This is a genomic window from Streptomyces sp. NPDC029152 (assembly GCF_055564355.1).
This window is the reverse complement of the sequence record NZ_JBVHWR010000001.1, coordinates 820789-837533: the sequence shown is the minus strand read 5'-3', so window position 1 is coordinate 837533 and position 16745 is coordinate 820789. Positions and strand designations below refer to the sequence as shown.

Genomic DNA, 16745 nt, shown 5'->3' with positions numbered 1-16745 from the left:
AACGGAAAGGAATTTCACGGCCCTTGCTCGCGTCCCGTGCTCAGCGGCCGGTCAGCAGCCGGCCCTGCCCGCGTACAGCGCGAGCGCCGTGTCGGCCCCCAGCGTCGCCGTGAACTGGCCGGAGCCGTTCACGGTCACCGGCCTGTCGCCCTGGACGTCGCAGTACGTCCCGGCCGGCAGCGAGGTCTGGTAAGTGCGGGTCAGCGCGCCCGCCTCGTGGTTGATGACGACGTAGCCCTTGTTCCCGCGCCCGAAGGCGATGGCGTCGTCGCCGTTGTCCCACCAGTTCGTGACCGCCTGGCCGCGCACGGCGTTGCGGAAGGCGACCATCGACCTGATCTCCGGCCAGGCGTGCTGGCACTTCCAGCCGTCCTGCCAGCAGGCGTTCACCCGGCCGCCGTCGGGGGGCCCGGCGTCCGCGCTGGACCACTCGTAGCCGGAGTTGACGTCGGGGGCGCCGTAGGGCCAGGCCAGCATGAAGACGTTGGCCAGGGTGTAGCGGGCGTCGTCCTTGTAGCTGAGCGTGGAGCCGTTGCGCTCGGTGTCGTGGTTGTCGACGAAGACACCGGAGACGCCGCTGCTCAGGTAGCCCCAGCCCTCGCCGTAGTTCCTGAGGTAGGCGAGTTTCTCGTCGTTGAGGACGCGCTTGAGGTCGTAGGCGTACCGGAACTCCTGCACGTCGCCGTTGCCGGTGTACTCGGTGGGCCGGACGGCCTCGCCGGCTCCGTGGATCACCTCCTGCTTCCAGTACACGGAGGGGTTGGACAGCCGGGACTTGATGTTCGCGAGGTCGGCGGCCGGGATGTGCTTGGCCGCGTCGACGCGGAAGCCGTCCACGCCGAGGGAGAGCAGGTCGTTCAGGTACCCGGCGATCTTCCCGCGGACGTACTCCTCGCCGGTGTCGAGGTCGGCGAGTCCGACCAGTTCGCAGTGCTGGACGTTGTACCGGTCCTGGTAGTTGCCGATCTGCGCGGTGCAGTCGTCGAAGTCGTACGAGGAGTACAGCCCGGGGTAGTCGTACTTGCCGTACGACGAGCCGCCGGTGCCGGTGCCGCCGCCCGCGGACATGTGGTTGACCACGGCGTCGGCGACGACCTTCACCCCGGCCGCGTGACAGGTGTTCACCATGTTCCGGAAGGCCGCGCGGTCGCCGAGCCGGCCCGCGATCTTGTAGCTGACGGGCTGGTACGACGTCCACCACTGCCCGCCCTGTATGTGCTCGGCGGGCGGGGAGACCTGGACGTAGCCGTACCCGGCGGGGCCCAGGGTGGTGGTGCACTCCTTGGCGACGGAGGCGAAGTCCCACTCGAAGAGGACCGCGGTGACGTCCTTGGTGCCGGGCGGGGAGGCCTGCACGTTCGTTGGGCTCATGACAAGGGCGGCCGCCGCCAGAGCGACGGCCCCCGTGAGGGCTCTGCGTGCCATGCGGGGAGTTCCTTCTTCGTTGAAGGTTCTTGCTGAAAGCTTCAGCAAGGTTGGGGTGACGCAGATGGTAAAGGCCCGCCGCCCCGAAGGGCAGCGGGCCGTACGAGATCGACCGAAGATTCTTTCCGGACCTCCGTCGGGCGGCGGCCGTCAGGCCGTCGTCCACCACACGGTCGTGTCGGCCGGCACCTTCGCCTCGCCGTTCGCCTCGGTCACCTCGCCGCTGGCCAGCAGCACGCGGCCGTGGGCGGGCACCGTCACCGACTCGCCGGTGGTGTTGGCGACGCACACGAACTCACCGCGCCGGAAGGCGAGGACGCCCTCGGGCGCCCGCAGCCACTCCACGGCGTCGCCCGCCCCCAGGTCGGCGTGCTCGCGGCGGACGGCCAGCGCGGCGCGGTACAGCTCCAGGGTCGAGCCGGGCTCGCCGGTCTGGGCCTCGACGCTCAGCTCGCCCCACTCGGCGGGCTGCGGGAGCCAGCTGCCGCCGTCGCCGAAGCCGTACGACGATCCCGTGCGCGTCCACGGGATCGGCACCCGGCAGCCGTCGCGGAAGCCGTCCTGGCCGGCGCCGCGGAAGTACGCCGGGTCCTGGCGGACCTCGTCGGGCAGGTCGACGACGTCCGGCAGGCCCAGCTCCTCGCCCTGGTAGACGTAGGCCGAGCCGGGCAGCGCCAGCATCAGCAGGGTGGCCGCACGCGCCCGGCGCAGGCCCAGCTCGCGGTCGCCGGCCAGGCGGATCTGGGTGCCGAGGCCGGCCGGGTTGGCGAAGCGGGTGGCGTGCCGGGTGACGTCGTGGTTGGACAGCACCCAGGTGGCCGGGGCGCCGACCGGGCGCATGGCGTCCAGCGTGCGGTCGATGACCTCGCGCAGCTCCTCGGCGTCCCAGTGGGTGCCCAGGTACTGGAAGTTGAACGCCTGGTGCAGCTCGTCGGGGCGGACGTAGTTGGCGGTGCGCTCGACGGTCGGGGTCCACGCCTCGGCGACGAAGATGCGCTCGCCGCTGTACTCGTCCAGGATGAGCCGCCACTGGCGGTAGATGTCGTGGACGCCGTCCTGGTCGAAGAACGGCATGACATCGTTGCCCAGCAGCTTCAGCTGCTCGTGCGATCCCAGGTCGGGCAGGCCCTCGGCCTTCACCATGCCGTGGGCGACGTCGATGCGGAAGCCGTCCACGCCCATGTCCAGCCAGAAGCGCAGGATGGAGCGGAACTCGTCGCCGACGGCCGGGTGCTCCCAGTTGAAGTCGGGCTGCTCGGGGGCGAACAGGTGCAGGTACCACTCCCCCGGCGTGCCGTCGGGCTCGGTGACCCGGGTCCAGGCGGGGCCGCCGAAGATGGACTCCCAGTCGTTGGGCGGCAGCTCGCCGTTCTCGCCCTTGCCGGGGCGGAAGTGGTAGCGGTCGCGCGACGGGGAGCCGGGGCCCTCGGCGAGGGCGCGCTTGAACCACTCGTGCTGGTCGGAGGAGTGGTTGGGGACCAGGTCGACGATGATGCGCAGGCCCAGCCCGTGGGCGTCGCGGATCAGCGCGTCCGCGTCCAGGAGGGTGCCGAACATGGGGTCGACGGCCCGGTAGTCGGCGACGTCGTAGCCGGCGTCGGCCTGCGGTGAGGCGTAGAAGGGGCTGAGCCACACGGCGTCCACGCCCAGGTCTCGCAGGTACGGCAGGCGGGTGCGGACACCCTCCAGGTCGCCCATGCCGTCGCCGTTGCTGTCGGCGAAGCTGCGCGGATACACCTGGTAGATGACCGCGTCGCGCCACCAGTCGCGGCGCCTCGTGACGGTGGCGGTGACGGAGGTGGGGGCCGGTGCGGCGGAAGGCTGCTGGCTCATGGCGTCCTTGTACGTAACGGGGCGGTTCGGGTCATGGATGCGCGGTGGTGTCCGGCGACGGGGGACGAGGCGGCCGCGGTGCCGGCGGGGTCGGATGGGCACCGCGGCCGCCACCCGCGCGGTGGGGCGCGGGAGTCGGTGGGGCGGGCGTCAGCCCTTCGTGCCGCCGGCGGTGAGGCCGGTCACCAGGTTCTTCTGCACCAGGTAGAAGAACGCGGAGACGGGTATCGCGACGAGCACGGCGGTGGCCGCCATCAGGTTGCGCTGCGCGTCGTGCTCGCTGACGAAGCTCTGGAGTCCGACGGCGAAGGTGTACTTCGTGTCGCTCAGCATGAACGTCGACGCGAAGGCGACCTCGCCGAAGGCCGTGATGAAGCTGTAGAAACCGGCGACCGCGAGGCCGGGCTTGGCGAGCGGGAGGATCAGCCGGAAGAAGGTGCCGAAGGGGTTCAGTCCGTCGACCCGGCCGGCCTCGTCGATCTCGAACGGGATGGTGTCGAAGTAGCCCTTGAGCAGCCACGCGCAGTAGGGCACCGCGGTGGAGCAGTAGACGAGGATCAGACCCAGGTAGTTGTCGATGAGCTGGAGCTCGGACAGGATCTGGTACATCGGCACGATCAGCACCGCGATGGGGAACATCTGGGTGACCAGCAGGACCCACATCAGCTTCCGGTAGCCCGGGAAGCGCATCCGGGAGACCGCGTAGCCGGTGGTGGCGGCGACCATGACGCCGATCACCGTGGTGCCCAGCGAGACGATCAGCGAGCTCTTCAGCCAGTCGAAGAAGCTGGTGTGCTGGAGCACGAAGGCGTAGTTGTCGAAGGTCATCTTCGACCAGATGCCGCCGGGGTGCAGGTAGTCGTCCTTGTCCGGACCGAGGGACAGGTAGACCAGCCAGGCGATCGGGAAGAGCGCGACGAGGCTCGCCACGATCAGGATGCCGTGGGAGGCGAGGGACGCGCCACGGCTGCGTTCGCTCCGGCTCCGCACCCGGCGCTCCGGCGCGGCGGGGGCGGGGGCCTGGTCGGCCGGAGCCTTGGTCGGCACGGTGGTGGTACTCATGGTGGCTCCTGCCTCAGTTCGCGAGCTGCTGCTCATTGCGGTTCAGCCAGCGGCGGTAGAAGGAGGTGAAGACGATCAGGATGGCCAGCAGCAGGATGCCGTAGGCGGCGGACTGCGCGAAGTCACGCGGCTGCTGTCCGAAGCCGAGCTGGTACGCCCAGGTGACGAGGATCTGGGCGTCGGGGGCCGTGTTGCCGAAGAGCAGGAAGATCACGGCGAACTGGTTGAACGTCCAGATGATGCCGAGCAGCACGACGGTGGAGCTGACGGACCTGAGCCCCGGCAGGGTGACGTAGCGGAACCGCTGCCAGGCGTTGGCCCCGTCCATCTCGGCGGCCTCGTACAGGCTGGCGTCGATGGACTGCAGGCCGCCGAGGAGCGAGACCATCATGAACGGCACACCGCACCAGGTGTTGACCATGATCGCGGCGAACCGCTGCCAGAAGACGTCCTCCAGCCACAGCGGCGTGGGCAGGTGCAGGGCGCCGAGGGCGGAGTTGATGATGCCGCTGTCGGCGAGCATGAAGCGCCAGCCGAAGACGGTGACGAAGGTCGGCACGGCCCACGGCAGGACCAGGATCAGCCGGTAGAAGGTGCGTCCGCGCAGCTTCTGGTTGAGCAGCAGGGCGAGGCCGAGGCCGATGAAGTAGTGCAGGCCGACACAGAGCGCCGTCCACACGATCGTCCAGATGAAGTGCGACCAGAACCGGTCGTACGCCGTCGGTCCCCACAGGATGTCGGCGTAGTTGTCCAGGCCGATGAACTTGTAGGTGGCGTCGATGTGGTTGACGCCGATGGTGCGCGCGGAGTTGAGGCTGTTGGCGTCGGTGAGCGTGAGGTAGAGGCCGTACGCCAGCGGGTACAGCACGAGGACGCCGAGCACGACGGCCACCGGCGCGATCATCGCGTAGGCGTACCAGTGCTTCTGGTATCCGTCTCTCAGACGCCGGCCGAGGCCGGGCCGCGGGGTGCGGTCACCGCGGCGCTTGCCGGTCGCGCGGTCGATGGCGACTGTCATGGTTCGACACCTTCGGGAGCAGCTGGAGGATCAAGGGGTACGACGCCGCTGGACGGCCTCGGGCGGTGGCCGCCGGGTCCCCTCCCCCGGTGTGGGGACCCGGCGGCCACACGGACTCACTTGGCGAAGTCCGGCACCAGCTTGGTGATCGCGGTCTCGGCGTCGCCCAGGCCCTCGTCGAGGGACTTCTTGCCGCCGGCGATCTGGGGCAGCTCGTCGTCGAGCGGGGTCCACAGGGAGCTGTACTCCGGCAGGGCCGGGCGCGGCTGGGCGGCCGGCAGGACCGTCTGGTAGCCGGCGATGCCCGGGTCGGCCTTGACCTTGTCGGTGTAGGCGTCGTCGCGGGTCGGCAGCGTGGAGTTCTTCAGGGCGACGGTCTCCTGGGCCTTCGCCGAGGTCATGAAGTTCACGAACTTCAGCGCCGCCTCCTGGTGCGCCTTGTCCGAACCGGCGTAGACCGACAGGTTGTGGCCGCCGGTCGGGGCGCCCGCCTTGCCGGTGGAGCCGGCCGGGACGGTGACGATGCCGAGGTTGTTCTTGTCCTTGAACGCGGAGCCCTTGTAGAAGTTGGTGATCTCCCACGGGCCCTGGATGGTCGAGGCGACCTTGCCGTTGACGAAGGCGTCCTGGATGTGCGCGTAGGCGTCGGCGGTGGTGTCGGCCTTGTGCAGGCCCTTGCCGTCGAACAGGCTCAGCCAGGTGCCGTAGGCCTTCTTGGCCGCGGGCGACTTGACGGTGATCTTCTTGGCGTCGGCGTCGACCGTGTCGGTGCCCTCGCCGTAGAGGAACGGCTGCGCGTAGTAGCCCGCGGTGGAGCCCCAGAAGCCGTCGACGCCGGTCTTGTCCTTGATGGTGGCGGCGGCCTTCTTCAGGTCGTCCCAGGTCTTGGGGGCCTGGACGCCGGCCTTCTCGAACAGGGCCTTGTTGTAGACGAAGGCGAGGGTGTCGGTGACCAGCGGCACGCCGTAGGTCTTGCCCTCGTACTTGGCCTGCTCGATCAGGTTCGGCTGGAACTCGGCCTGGTCGGCGAGGGCCTCGGTGCCGTCCAGCGGCAGGAAGAAGCCCTTCTTGGCGAAGGCGGGGGTCCAGCCGACCTCGGAGCGCAGCACGTCCGGGGCGCCCTTGGAGCCGGCGGCGGTGTCGAACTTGTTCTGGGCCTGGTCGAAGGGCACGTTGACGAAGTTGACCTTGATGCCCTTGTTGGCGGCCTCGAACTCCTTGACCAGGGCCTTGTAGGTCGGCGCCTCGTTGGTCGCGTTGGAGGTGTCCCAGTAGGTGATGGTGACCGGTCCGCCGGACTCGCTGTCGCTGTCGTCCCCGCCGCACGCCGTCGCCGCGAGGGCGAGGGACGCCACCAGAGCGGTGGCCGCTATGCCACGCCGCATGAGTTCTCCTTGAGGGTGAAAGCCCGTGTGGTGCAGGGTCGCGGGCCCGTCCGCCGCTCCTGCCGTCACCGACCGCGTCGTTGCCGCCGTCGGGCGACGTGAACGTAACAGCGATGTAAGCGCGGCGAAAGGTCTTGCTGCAAAAAAGTGCAAGAGATCTCCGAAGTTATCCGTGCGTGACCTCCTGGCGACCGTCGTGAGACGCTTGTTTACAGGCCGCGAGCGGTATCGGGCCGGTTGTGCAAGACTCTGCAAGCTCTTGCCACCACTTTCTCGAGGGAGCGCGATGACGCAGCAGCCCGCGTTGGGCCGTCCGACAGGCCGGTCACGGCGCCCGGTCGGTGTGCAAGGCGCCGTTCGACAGGTACAGTCCACCTCTGTGACCACACGGCTTGCCGACATCGCCGCCCAGGCGGGCGTGAGCGAAGCGACGGTCAGCCGCGTCCTCAACGGGAAGCCCGGCGTCGCCGCCACCACCCGGCAGTCCGTGCTCGCCGCCCTCGACGTCCTGGGCTACGAGCGCCCCGTGCGGCTGCGGCAGCGCAGCGAGGGCCTGGTGGGGCTGATCACCCCGGAGCTGGAGAACCCGATATTCCCGGCCCTGGCCCAGGTCATCGGCCAGGCGCTGACCCGCCAGGGCTACACGCCGGTCCTCGCCACCCAGACCCCGGGCGGCTCCACGGAGGACGAGCTGACGGAGATGCTGGTCGACCGCGGGGTCGCCGGCATCATCTACGTCTCCGGACTGCACGCCGACACCACCGCCGACATGGAGCGCTACGAGCGACTGCGCGCGCAGGGCGTGCCGTTCGTCCTCGTCGACGGCTTCTCGCCGAAGGTGCAGGCGCCCTTCATCTCGCCGGACGACCGCGCCGCGATGAGCCTCGCCGTCACCCACCTCGTCTCGCTGGGCCACACCCGCATCGGGCTGGCCCTCGGCCCGAAGCGGTTCGTGCCGGTGCAGCGCAAGATCGAGGGCTTCGTCCGCACCGTCCAGGAACAACTGGACCTCGACGCGCGGACCGTGGAGACGGAACTCGTCCAGCACTCCCTCTACACCCTGGAGGGCGGCCAGGCGGCGGCCGGCGCGCTCATCGAACGGGACTGCACGGCCGTGGTCTGCGCCAGCGACATGATGGCGCTGGGCGCCATACGGGCGGCCCGGCAGCGCGGGCTGGACGTGCCCAAGGACGTCTCGGTCGTCGGCTTCGACGACTCCCCGCTGATCGCCTTCACCGACCCGCCGCTGACGACCGTCCGCAAGCCGGTCCCGGCGATGGGGCAGGCGGCGGTGCGCACGCTGCTGGAGGAGATCGGCGGGACGCCCGCGCCGCACAGCGAGTTCGTGTTCATGCCGGAGCTGGTGGTGCGCGGTTCGACCGCCTCGGCACCGGGCGAGCGGAACCGCCCCTGAGCCCTCCCGCGGCGGCCGGATGCGCTGCGGATCCTCCGGGGGGATGATCGGTGGGACAGGGCTTTTCTGGCAGACTTCATGCCTATGGGTGACGTGACCACGAGGACTCCGGAGCGCTCGGAAGAGGGCGTTCCGCACCCCGTCACGGAGGGGGCGGGGCGGAGCCTGGTGCGCCGGCTGCGCACACCGCGTCGGCCCCGCCTGTGGTTCGAGGTCCTGCTGATCGCGCTCAGTTACTGGACGTACTCGCTCGTCCGCAACGCCGTGCCGGAGCAGCGGGGACAGGCGCTGCGCAACGCCGACTGGATCTGGCGGACCGAGCGGCAACTCGGCATCGCCGTGGAGGAAACGGTCAATCACGCCGTCAACTCGGTGACTTGGCTGGTCGTCGGCATGAACTACTACTACGCCACGTTGCACTTCGTGGTGACGCTGGGCGTGCTGGTCTGGCTGTACCGCAGCCATCCGGGGCGGTACGCGGCGACCCGTCTGGTCCTCTTCGCTACGACGGGCGTGGCCCTGCTCGGTTACTACCTGTATCCGCTCGCCCCGCCCCGGCTGATGAACGGCGGGCGCTTCGTCGACACGGTGATGGTCCACCAGACGTGGGGGTCGATGGCGTCCGGGGACCTGAAGAACATGTCCAACCAGTACGCCGCGATGCCGTCGATGCACATCGGGTGGTCGGTGTGGTGCGGGCTGACGATCTTCGCGCTGGCCTCGGTGCCGTGGGTGCGGGTGCTGGGGCTGGTGTATCCGGTGCTCACGCTGGTGGTCATCGTGGCCACGGCGAACCACTTCTGGCTGGACGCGGTGGGGGGCGTGCTGTGCCTGGCCTTCGGTTACGCGGTGGCCCGGGTCTGGTGCGGGAGCCTGCCGTACGCGTTGCCCCGGGTGGTGCCGGGGGGCGGGCCGCGGCGGGGGGCGTGGGCGCCCACGCGCGCCTGAGGGTGCGGGGCGTTGGCGCCCGGGGGTGAGAGCGGTGGGGGGCGTGCTGTGCCTGGCCTTCGGTTACGCGGTGGTCCGGGTCTGGTGCGGGAGCCTGCCGTACGCGTTGCCCCGGGTGGTGCCGGGCGGCGGGCCGCGACGGGGGGCGTGGGCGCCCACGCGCGCCTGAGGGTGCGGGGCGTTGGCGCCCGGGGGTGAGAGGCGTGGCCCGGCGCTGCCGGGGTGCCTCCCCCGGAGGAGGGGTGCCCCCAGCGCCCGCCCGTGCCGCCCCTGGGGGTGCCTCCCAGGCCGTTCAGGCACTGGGGGAGGCACGACTGCCCGCAGCCGCGGCGGGGGCGGGGCGGGGTCGTGTCCCACGTCGTGGTGCAGGGGATCAGGCGTCCTGCGTTCCGATGCAGGGCCCGGGCGATCTTCGTGGAGGTGGCGGACCGCAAGCCGCCCCGCTGAGGCGAGTCGAGCGCCGGGTCGCGCGGAGCCACCGTTGCCGTCCTGCGGATTCCGGCTCCTCGATCGGCTGCACCACCCGGTGGGACGCCATCCGGGGCGGGCCGGTCAGGTGTAGAACAGGTCCTCCACCACCGTGCGGGCGCGGCGGGCCGTGCGGCGGTACTCGTCGAGCATGTCGCCCGCGTGGCCGGAGCCGTGGCCCAGGTAGCGGCCCACGGCCGCCAGTTCGCGCGGGTCGGTCGGGAACGTGTCGCCGGCCCGTCCGCGCACCAGCATCACCGCGTTGCGCACCCGCGTCGCCAGCACCCACGCCTCGTCGAGGGTCGCGGCGTTCTCCTCGGAGACGAGCCCCGCCGCGGTCGCCGCCGCGAGGGCCTGCCGGGTCCTGGTCGTGCGCAGGCCCGGTTCCGCGTGGGCGTGCCGCAGCTGCATCAGCTGCACGGTCCACTCCACGTCGGACAGGCCGCCCGGCCCCAGCTTGGCGTGCAGCTTGGGGTCGGCGCCGCGCGGCAGCCGCTCGGACTCCATGCGGGCCTTGAGCCGGCGGATCTCCCGTACCGCCTCCTCGGAGAGCCCGCGCGCCGGGTACCGCAGCGGATCGACCAGCTCGGTGAACCGCCGCCCCAGGTCCTCGTCGCCGGCGACGAACTCGGCCCGCAGCAGCGCGTGCGACTCCCACGTCAGCGACCAGCGCCGGTAGTAGGCCGCGTACGACTTGAGCGTGCGCACCAGCGGTCCGGACTTGCCCTCCGGGCGCAGGTCGGCGTCGACGATCAGGGGCGGGTCGGCGCTGGGCACCTGGAGCAGGCGGCGCATCTCGGCGACCACCTTGTTCGCGGCGTCCGCGGCCTCCCGCTCGTCGACCTCGTCCCGGGGTTCGTGCACGAACAGCACGTCGGCGTCCGAGCCGTAGCCCAGCTCGTGCCCGCCGAAGCGGCCCATGCCGATGATCGCGAACCGGGTGGGCAGGGTGTCCCCCCAGCCCTCGCGCACCACGGCCCGCAGGGTGCCGGCCAGCGTGGCCGCCGTCAGGTCCGACACCGCGGCGCCGACCCGGTCCACCAGGGCGCCCTGGTCGGCCTCGACGGGGTGCGCCTCGGTGCCGTAGGAGCCGACGATGTCGGCGGCGGCCGTACGGAACAGCTCGCGGCGCCGCATCCCGCGCGCCGCGGTGACCGCCTGCACGGCGCCGTCGGCGCGACGGACCGCGGCGAGCACCTCCTGCTCCAGCTGGGCCCGGCCGCGCGGCGCCAGTCCCCCGGAGTCGCCGTCGCCGAGGAGCGCCACGGCCTCGGGCGCCCGCATCAGCAGGTCGGGCGCGAGCCGTCCGGCGGACAGCACCCGGGCGAGGTTCTCGGCCGCCGCGCCCTCGTCCCGCAGCAGCCGGAGGTACCAGGGGGTCTTGCCGAGCGCGTCGGAGACCTTGCGGAAGTTGAGCAGGCCCGCGTCGGGGTCGGCGGAGTCGGCGAACCAGCCCAGCAGCACCGGCAGCAGGGTCCGCTGGATCGCGGCCTTGCGGGTGACGCCGGAGGCCAGCGCCTCCAGGTGCCGCAGGGCGGCGGCCGGGTCGGCGTACCCGAGGGCGACCAGCCGCTCGCGGGCCGCGTCGGGGCGCAGCCGGGTCTCCCCCGGCGTCAGCTGGGCGACCGCGTCGAGCAACGGCCGGTAGAACAGCTTCTCGTGCAGCCGGCGTACGACGGCGGCGTGCCGCTTCCACTCGCGCAGCAGCCCGGTGACCGGGTCGTTGCGCAGACCGAGGGAACGGCCGAGGCGCCGCAGGTCGGCCTCGTCCTCGGGCACGAGGTGGGTGCGCCGCAGCCGGTGGAGCTGGATGCGGTGCTCCATGGAGCGCAGGAAGCGGTACGCCTCGTCGAGCTGGGCGGCGTCCGCCCGGCCGACGTAGCCGCCCGCGGCGAGGGCCGTCAGCGCGTCCAGCGTCGTGCCGCTGTGCAGGGACGTGTCGGCCCTGCCGTGCACGAGCTGGAGCAGCTGCACGGCGAACTCGACGTCGCGCAGGCCGCCCGGGCCCAGCTTGAGCTGGCGGTCGACCTCGGCGACGGGGATGTTCTCCACCACCCGGCGGCGCATCTTCTGCACGTCGGCGACGAAGTTCTCGCGCTCGGCGGCCTGCCACACCAGGGGCTGGAGGGCGGCGACGTACTCGCCGCCGAGGGCCGGGTCGCCGGCGACCGGGCGGGCCTTGAGCAGCGCCTGGAACTCCCAGGTCTTGGCCCAGCGCTGGTAGTAGGCGACGTGGCTGCTGAGGGTGCGCACCAGCGGGCCGTTGCGGCCCTCGGGGCGCAGGTTGGCGTCGACGGGCCAGATGGAGCCCTCGACGGTCGTCTCGGAGCAGATCCGCATCATGTGCGAGGCGAGGGAGGTCGCGGCCCGCAGCGCCTTGCTCTCGTCGGCCTCGCCGGCCGCCTCCCCCACGAAGATGACGTCGACGTCGGAGACGTAGTTCAGCTCGTGTCCGCCGCACTTGCCCATCGCGATCACCGCCAGCCGGCACAGCGCGGCGTCCTCGGGCGCGGCCTCCTGGGCGAGCCGGAGGGCGGCGCGCAGGGTGGCGGTGGCGAGGTCGGCCAGCTCGGCGGCGGTCTCGGCGACGTCGATGGTGCCGCACACGTCGCGGGCGGCGATGGACAGCAGGCAGCGCCGGTAGGCGACGCGCAGCGAGACGGGGTCGCCGGCCCCGGCGAGGCCGCGCTCGAACTCCTCGACCCCGCGGTGCAGGTCACGCGGCTCGTAGGTGACGAGGGCCTGCCAGTCGCCGGCGTGCCGGGCGAGGTGGTCGGCGAGCGCCTCGGAGGCGCCGAGCACGCCGAGGAGGCGGTCGCGCAGCGGCTTGGCCGCTATCAGGGTGTCCAGCAGCTCCCGGCGCGCGGTGGGGTCGGGCTGCGCCTCCAGCAGCCGGACCAGGCCGTGCAGGGCGAGGTCCGGGTCGGCGGTGGCGCCCAGCGCCTCCAGCAGGACCGGGTCGTTGCGGACCGGTGCCAGCTCCACGCCGTCCAGCAGCCGCTCGGCGGCCGAGGGATCGGTGAAACCGTGCCGCAGCAGTCGCGTGAAGGTACTGCTCCTGCGCCCCGGCGCCGTCATCTCGGCCTCCTGTCGGACCTGCGGGACCGGTGGGACCGGCCCCCGTCGGATCAAGGTCGTACGGCCTTGAGGGTAACCGGGGAGCCGCGGACCGGCGCAGGCGCGGACGGCGCCGGCCGCGCTCCGGGCGCCGTCGCGCGCCGGGATTCCGCCGTTTCGGTGGCGCGGCGGGCCGCCATCGGCTTCGGTGAGGGCATGGACTTCACCCTCGAAGTGATCCCGCTGCCCGTGACCGACGTCGACCGCTCCCGGGACTTCTACCGGGACAGGGTCGGCTTCCACGTCGACATCGACCAGGAGGTGATGCCGGGCATGCGGATCGTCCAGCTGACGCCCCCCGGCTCCGGCTGCTCGATCGCACTCGGCGACGCCATCTGGGACATGGCACGGGGAGAGACCCGGCCGGAGCCCGGTTCGTACCAGGGTCTGCAGCTGTGCGTCGCCGACATCGAGGCCGCCCGCGCGGAGCTGGTGGGGCGCGGCCTGGACGTCTCCGAGCCGGTGCGGTACGCCCCGGACGACGGCGCCACGTTCATGTACTTCGAGGACCCCGACGGCAACGGCTGGGCGATCCAGGAGTACCGGCGCCGGGGGACCGAGCCGCTGCACCGGGTGCTGGCGGACCTGAAGCGGCAGCCGTAGCACCCCCGGGGCGGGCCCGGTCCCCCGTCAGCCCGTCCCCCGCCCGTCAGCCCGTCTCCCGCCAGCGGTTGGTGACCGGCAGGCGGCGGTCCTTGCCGAAGCCCTTCGCCGAGATCTTGGTGCCCGGCGGGTACTGGCGCCGCTTGTACTCCGCGGCGTCCACCATCCGCAGCGTCTTCGTCACCAGCTCCCGGTCGTACCCGGCGGCGACGATCTCGTCCGCGCCCCGGTCCCGGTCGACGTACAGCTCGAGGACCGCGTCGAGCACCGGGTAGTCCGGCAGGGAGTCCGTGTCGACCTGCCCCGGACGCAGTTCGGCGCTCGGGGGCTTGGTGATCGAATTCTCGGGGACCGGCGGGGTCCGCCCGCGCTCCCGCGCCGCCCGGTTGCGCCATTCGGCCAGGCGGAAGACCGAGGTCTTGTAGACGTCCTTGATCGGGCCGTAGGCGCCCACCGAGTCGCCGTACAGCGTCGAGTAGCCCACCGCCAGCTCCGACTTGTTGCCGGGCGCCAGGACGAGGTGGCCCTCCTGGTTGGAGATCGCCATCAGCGTCGTGCCGCGCAGGCGCGACTGGAGGTTCTCCTCCGCGAGGCCGGTGAGCCCCAGCGCGCCCAGGTACGCGTCGAACATCGGCTCGATCGGCACGGTGCGGTGGTTCAGGCCGGTGCGCCGGGCCAGCTCCGCCGCGTCGTCCTCGGAGTGCTGGGAGGAGTACCTCGACGGCATCGACACCCCGTACACGTTCTCCGCGCCGAGCGCGTCGCAGGCGATCGCCGCGACCAGCGAGGAGTCGATGCCGCCGGACAGGCCGACCAGCACCGAGCGGAAGCCGTTCTTGGTGACGTACGCGCGCAGGCCGGTGACGAGGGCCGAGTAGACCTCCTCGTCGTCGTCCAGCCGCTCGGCACAGCCGCCGGTCGGCTCGGGTTCGTAGGCCGGTACGGGGTCCTCGGACAGGACGACCCGGTCGATGCGCAGTCCGTCGTCCACCACGCCGGACGGCGCGTCCGCGGCCGCGGCGGGCAGGTCGAGGTCGAGCACCACGCAGCACTCGGAGAACTGCGGGGCCCGCGCCACGACCTCGCCGTCGGCGCCGACCACGATGGAGTCGCCGTCGAAGACGAGCTCGTCCTGCCCGCCGGTCATGGCGAGGTAGGCGGTGGTGCAGCCGGCCTCCCGGGCGCGTCCCCGGACCAGTTCCAGCCGGGTGTCGTCCTTGTCGCGCTCGTAGGGCGAGGCGTTGACGGAGAGCAGCAGCCCGGCCCGCGCCGAGCGCGCGGCCGGCACCCGGCCGCCGTCCTGCCACAGGTCCTCGCAGATGGCGAGGGCGACGTCGACGCCGCGCACCCGCAGCACCGGCAGGGTGTCACCGGGGACGAAGTAGCGGAACTCGTCGAAGACGCCGTAGTTCGGCAGGTGGTGCTTGGCGAAGCTCAGCACCACCTCGCCGCCGTGCAGCACGGCCGCCGCGTTCTGGGGGGCGCCGGCCGGCTGGCCGTACTTCGGCCGGGCGGTCGCCGAGCGGTCGAGATAACCGACGACCACGGGCAGCCCGCCGAGGCCCTCGTCGGCGAGGCGCGCCGCGAGCGAGCGCAGGCCCGCGCGGGAGGCCTCCACGAAGGACGACCTCAGGGCCAGGTCCTCGACGGGGTACCCGGTCAGCACCATCTCCGGGAAGGCCACGAGGTGGGCTCCCCGCTCGGCGGAGTGCCGGGTCCAGCGGACGACCGACTCCGCGTTCCCGGCGATGTCGCCGACGCTCGAGTCGATCTGGTTCAGGGCGAGTCGTAGCTGAGGCACACGGCCAGCTTAATCGTCAGTCCGACGCTATGGGGGGGTGATGCGCTTTCGGGCGTCAAGGGACCGTCGCCGTTCCCGGCGTCACGCCTCCGGCTTCGCCCCGCGCTCCGCCAGCAGGTCCGCCATCAGCCGGATCTCCGACTCCTGCGACTCCACCATCCCCCGGGCCAGCCGCTTCTCCACGCCGACCGTGCACCGGGCGGCGCAGCCCTCGGCCATGTGGACGCCGCCCTTGTGGTGCTCGGTCATCAGCCGGAGGTAGTAGACCTCGGCCTGCCTGCCGCTCAGGCCGGCGAGCTTCTTCATCTCGGCGTCGGTGGCCATCCCGGGCATCAGCGAGCCCTCCCCCGCCGACGGCGCGTCCCCCATGCCCATCCAGGTCATGGGCGGGTCGGACGACACCTTCGGCAGCCCCCACAGGTCGAGCCAGCCGATCATCATTCCCCGCTGGTTGGCCTGGGTCTGCGCGATGTCGTAGGCGAGCCGCCGCACCTCCTCGTCCTCGGTGCGGTCGCGCATGAGGTACGACATCTCCACGGCCTGCTGATGGTGCACCGACATGTCCCGCGCGAACCCGGCGTCCGCCGAGTCGGCGGAGGGGACGCCGTCCCCGCCGTCGTCGCCGGCGACCGCGTAGGTGATGGCGCCGGCCGCGACGAGGACCGCCGCGGCCGCCCCCGCGATCCAGCCGGCCCGCCTCGGTGTCACTGCGACAGCCCGTTGGTGCAGGCGGCGCCCGGCTCGGGGGTCTGCTCGCCCTGGACGAACTTCTCGAAGAACTTGTCCACGTTCGGGTCGTCGGCGCCGGTCACCGTGCGCTGGTGCCCCCAGGCGGACAGCACGATCGGGTCCTTCTGCTTGTCGTCGGGGCTCATCAGCGAGTAAGGCGTCTTCTTGACCTTGGCTGCCAGCTTCTCGACGTCGGCCTTCGGCGCCTTGTCGGTGTACGTCACCCAGACCGCGCCGTGCTCCAGCGAGTGCACGGCGTTCTCGTTGTTCAGCGGCTTGGTGTAGACGTCGCCGTCGCAGTTCATCCAGACCTGGTTGTGGTCGCCGCCGACCGGGGGCTCGACCGGGTACGTCACCTTCTCGGCGACGTGGTTGCGGGAGAGGGTGCCCTGCCAGGTCCGCACGCCGTCCTCGCCGGCGGCGAACGCGCCGGAGGTCTTGGAGTCGGTGGCCGCCGTGTCGTCGGAGTCGGACTGCGAGCGCACGAGGGCGACACCGCCGACGACGAGGCCGGCGACGACCACGACGCTGATCCCGATCGCGAGGATCCGGTTCCGGCGGTCGCGGGCCTCCTCGGCGCGTCGCATCTCCGCTATGCGTGTCTGCCGCGCCGTGCTGCTGCTCTTGTTGGCGGAACCCATGGGGTGTGCCCTTCTGGGAAGGAGGGGGCGGTGAGTGCGCTGATCGTAATGGTGCGGGAGGGCTCTTTCGTAGGGAGGAAACATGATCTGACGCTGCGGGGCCCAGGAATGGCCCGATCGAACACGCGGCCTCTACGCTGCGGGTGAGCGGTACACGCGGTCCGGTGGTGTTCGGGCCGGGACCGGCCGGCCGGCCGAGGTCCGCAACGCGTACGAAACGGTGCTGTGGTGTGATGCTCAGGTGCCCGACCGCCTTCCGCTGTACCGGAGACAGGCGGCCTGACCAGCAAGGATGGGGAAG

The 16745-nt window shown here is 71.7% G+C and carries 12 protein-coding genes; 3 read left to right on the top strand and 9 right to left on the bottom strand.

The annotated features are described in order from the left end of the window. Positions 1-51 precede the first annotated feature (51 nt). The 5 genes from ACZ4V6_RS03685 to ACZ4V6_RS03665 all read right to left on the bottom strand — a co-directional run bounded on the left by ACZ4V6_RS03685 (position 52) and on the right by ACZ4V6_RS03665 (position 6723). Positions 52-1425 (bottom strand): alpha-amylase, encoded by a 1374-nt coding sequence (locus tag ACZ4V6_RS03685; protein ID WP_467822146.1) that lies wholly within the window; start codon positions 1423-1425, stop codon positions 52-54. 150 nt (positions 1426-1575) lie between these two features. Then, positions 1576-3258: a glycoside hydrolase family 13 protein gene (locus ACZ4V6_RS03680; protein WP_467822144.1), complete on the bottom strand. Its 1683-nt coding sequence runs from the start codon at positions 3256-3258 to the stop codon at positions 1576-1578. 150 nt (positions 3259-3408) lie between these two features. Beyond that, positions 3409-4320 carry a sugar ABC transporter permease gene (locus tag ACZ4V6_RS03675; protein ID WP_467822143.1) on the bottom strand — a complete coding sequence of 304 codons (912 nt, stop codon included), beginning with the start codon at positions 4318-4320 and terminating at the stop codon, positions 3409-3411. Positions 4321-4333: 13 nt separating this feature from the next. Beyond that, positions 4334-5338, bottom strand: coding sequence for a carbohydrate ABC transporter permease (locus ACZ4V6_RS03670; RefSeq protein ID WP_467822141.1), 1005 nt, complete (start codon positions 5336-5338; stop codon positions 4334-4336). A 116-nt stretch (positions 5339-5454) separates the two neighbouring features. Further along, entirely contained in the window at positions 5455-6723 is a 1269-nt protein-coding gene (locus tag ACZ4V6_RS03665; protein WP_467822140.1) for an extracellular solute-binding protein, read from the bottom strand. A gap of 379 nt (positions 6724-7102) precedes the next feature. On the opposite strand from ACZ4V6_RS03665, the gene ACZ4V6_RS03660 reads away from it, so the two are divergent. Next, positions 7103-8137 carry a LacI family DNA-binding transcriptional regulator gene (locus ACZ4V6_RS03660; RefSeq protein WP_467822138.1) on the top strand — a complete coding sequence of 345 codons (1035 nt, stop codon included), beginning with the start codon at positions 7103-7105 and terminating at the stop codon, positions 8135-8137. 84 nt (positions 8138-8221) lie between these two features. Beyond that, positions 8222-9085, top strand: coding sequence for a phosphatase PAP2 family protein (locus ACZ4V6_RS03655; RefSeq protein ID WP_467822137.1), 864 nt, complete (start codon positions 8222-8224; stop codon positions 9083-9085). Positions 9086-9637: 552 nt separating this feature from the next. On the opposite strand, the gene ACZ4V6_RS03650 is transcribed toward ACZ4V6_RS03655, so the two are convergent. Further along, entirely contained in the window at positions 9638-12631 is a 2994-nt protein-coding gene (locus ACZ4V6_RS03650) for a bifunctional [glutamine synthetase] adenylyltransferase/[glutamine synthetase]-adenylyl-L-tyrosine phosphorylase (protein ID WP_467822135.1), read from the bottom strand. A 195-nt stretch (positions 12632-12826) separates the two neighbouring features. Here ACZ4V6_RS03650 and ACZ4V6_RS03645 point away from each other — a divergent pair, with 195 nt between their 5' ends. Next, positions 12827-13273 (top strand): VOC family protein, encoded by a 447-nt coding sequence (locus tag ACZ4V6_RS03645; RefSeq protein WP_467822133.1) that lies wholly within the window; start codon positions 12827-12829, stop codon positions 13271-13273. 46 nt (positions 13274-13319) lie between these two features. Here ACZ4V6_RS03645 and ACZ4V6_RS03640 read toward each other — a convergent pair whose 3' ends face one another. The 3 genes from ACZ4V6_RS03640 to ACZ4V6_RS03630 all read right to left on the bottom strand — a co-directional run bounded on the left by ACZ4V6_RS03640 (position 13320) and on the right by ACZ4V6_RS03630 (position 16444). Then, positions 13320-15074: an NAD+ synthase gene (locus ACZ4V6_RS03640; protein WP_467822131.1), complete on the bottom strand. Its 1755-nt coding sequence runs from the start codon at positions 15072-15074 to the stop codon at positions 13320-13322. 81 nt (positions 15075-15155) lie between these two features. Further along, positions 15156-15782, bottom strand: a complete 627-nt coding sequence (locus ACZ4V6_RS03635; RefSeq protein ID WP_467822129.1) for a DUF305 domain-containing protein — start codon at positions 15780-15782, stop codon at positions 15156-15158. Beyond that, a complete protein-coding gene (locus ACZ4V6_RS03630) occupies positions 15779-16444 on the bottom strand; it encodes a DUF3105 domain-containing protein (protein ID WP_467822127.1) in 666 nt (221 codons plus the stop codon). Before ACZ4V6_RS03630 ends, ACZ4V6_RS03635 begins: the two co-directional genes overlap by 4 nt. Positions 16445-16745 lie beyond the last annotated feature (301 nt).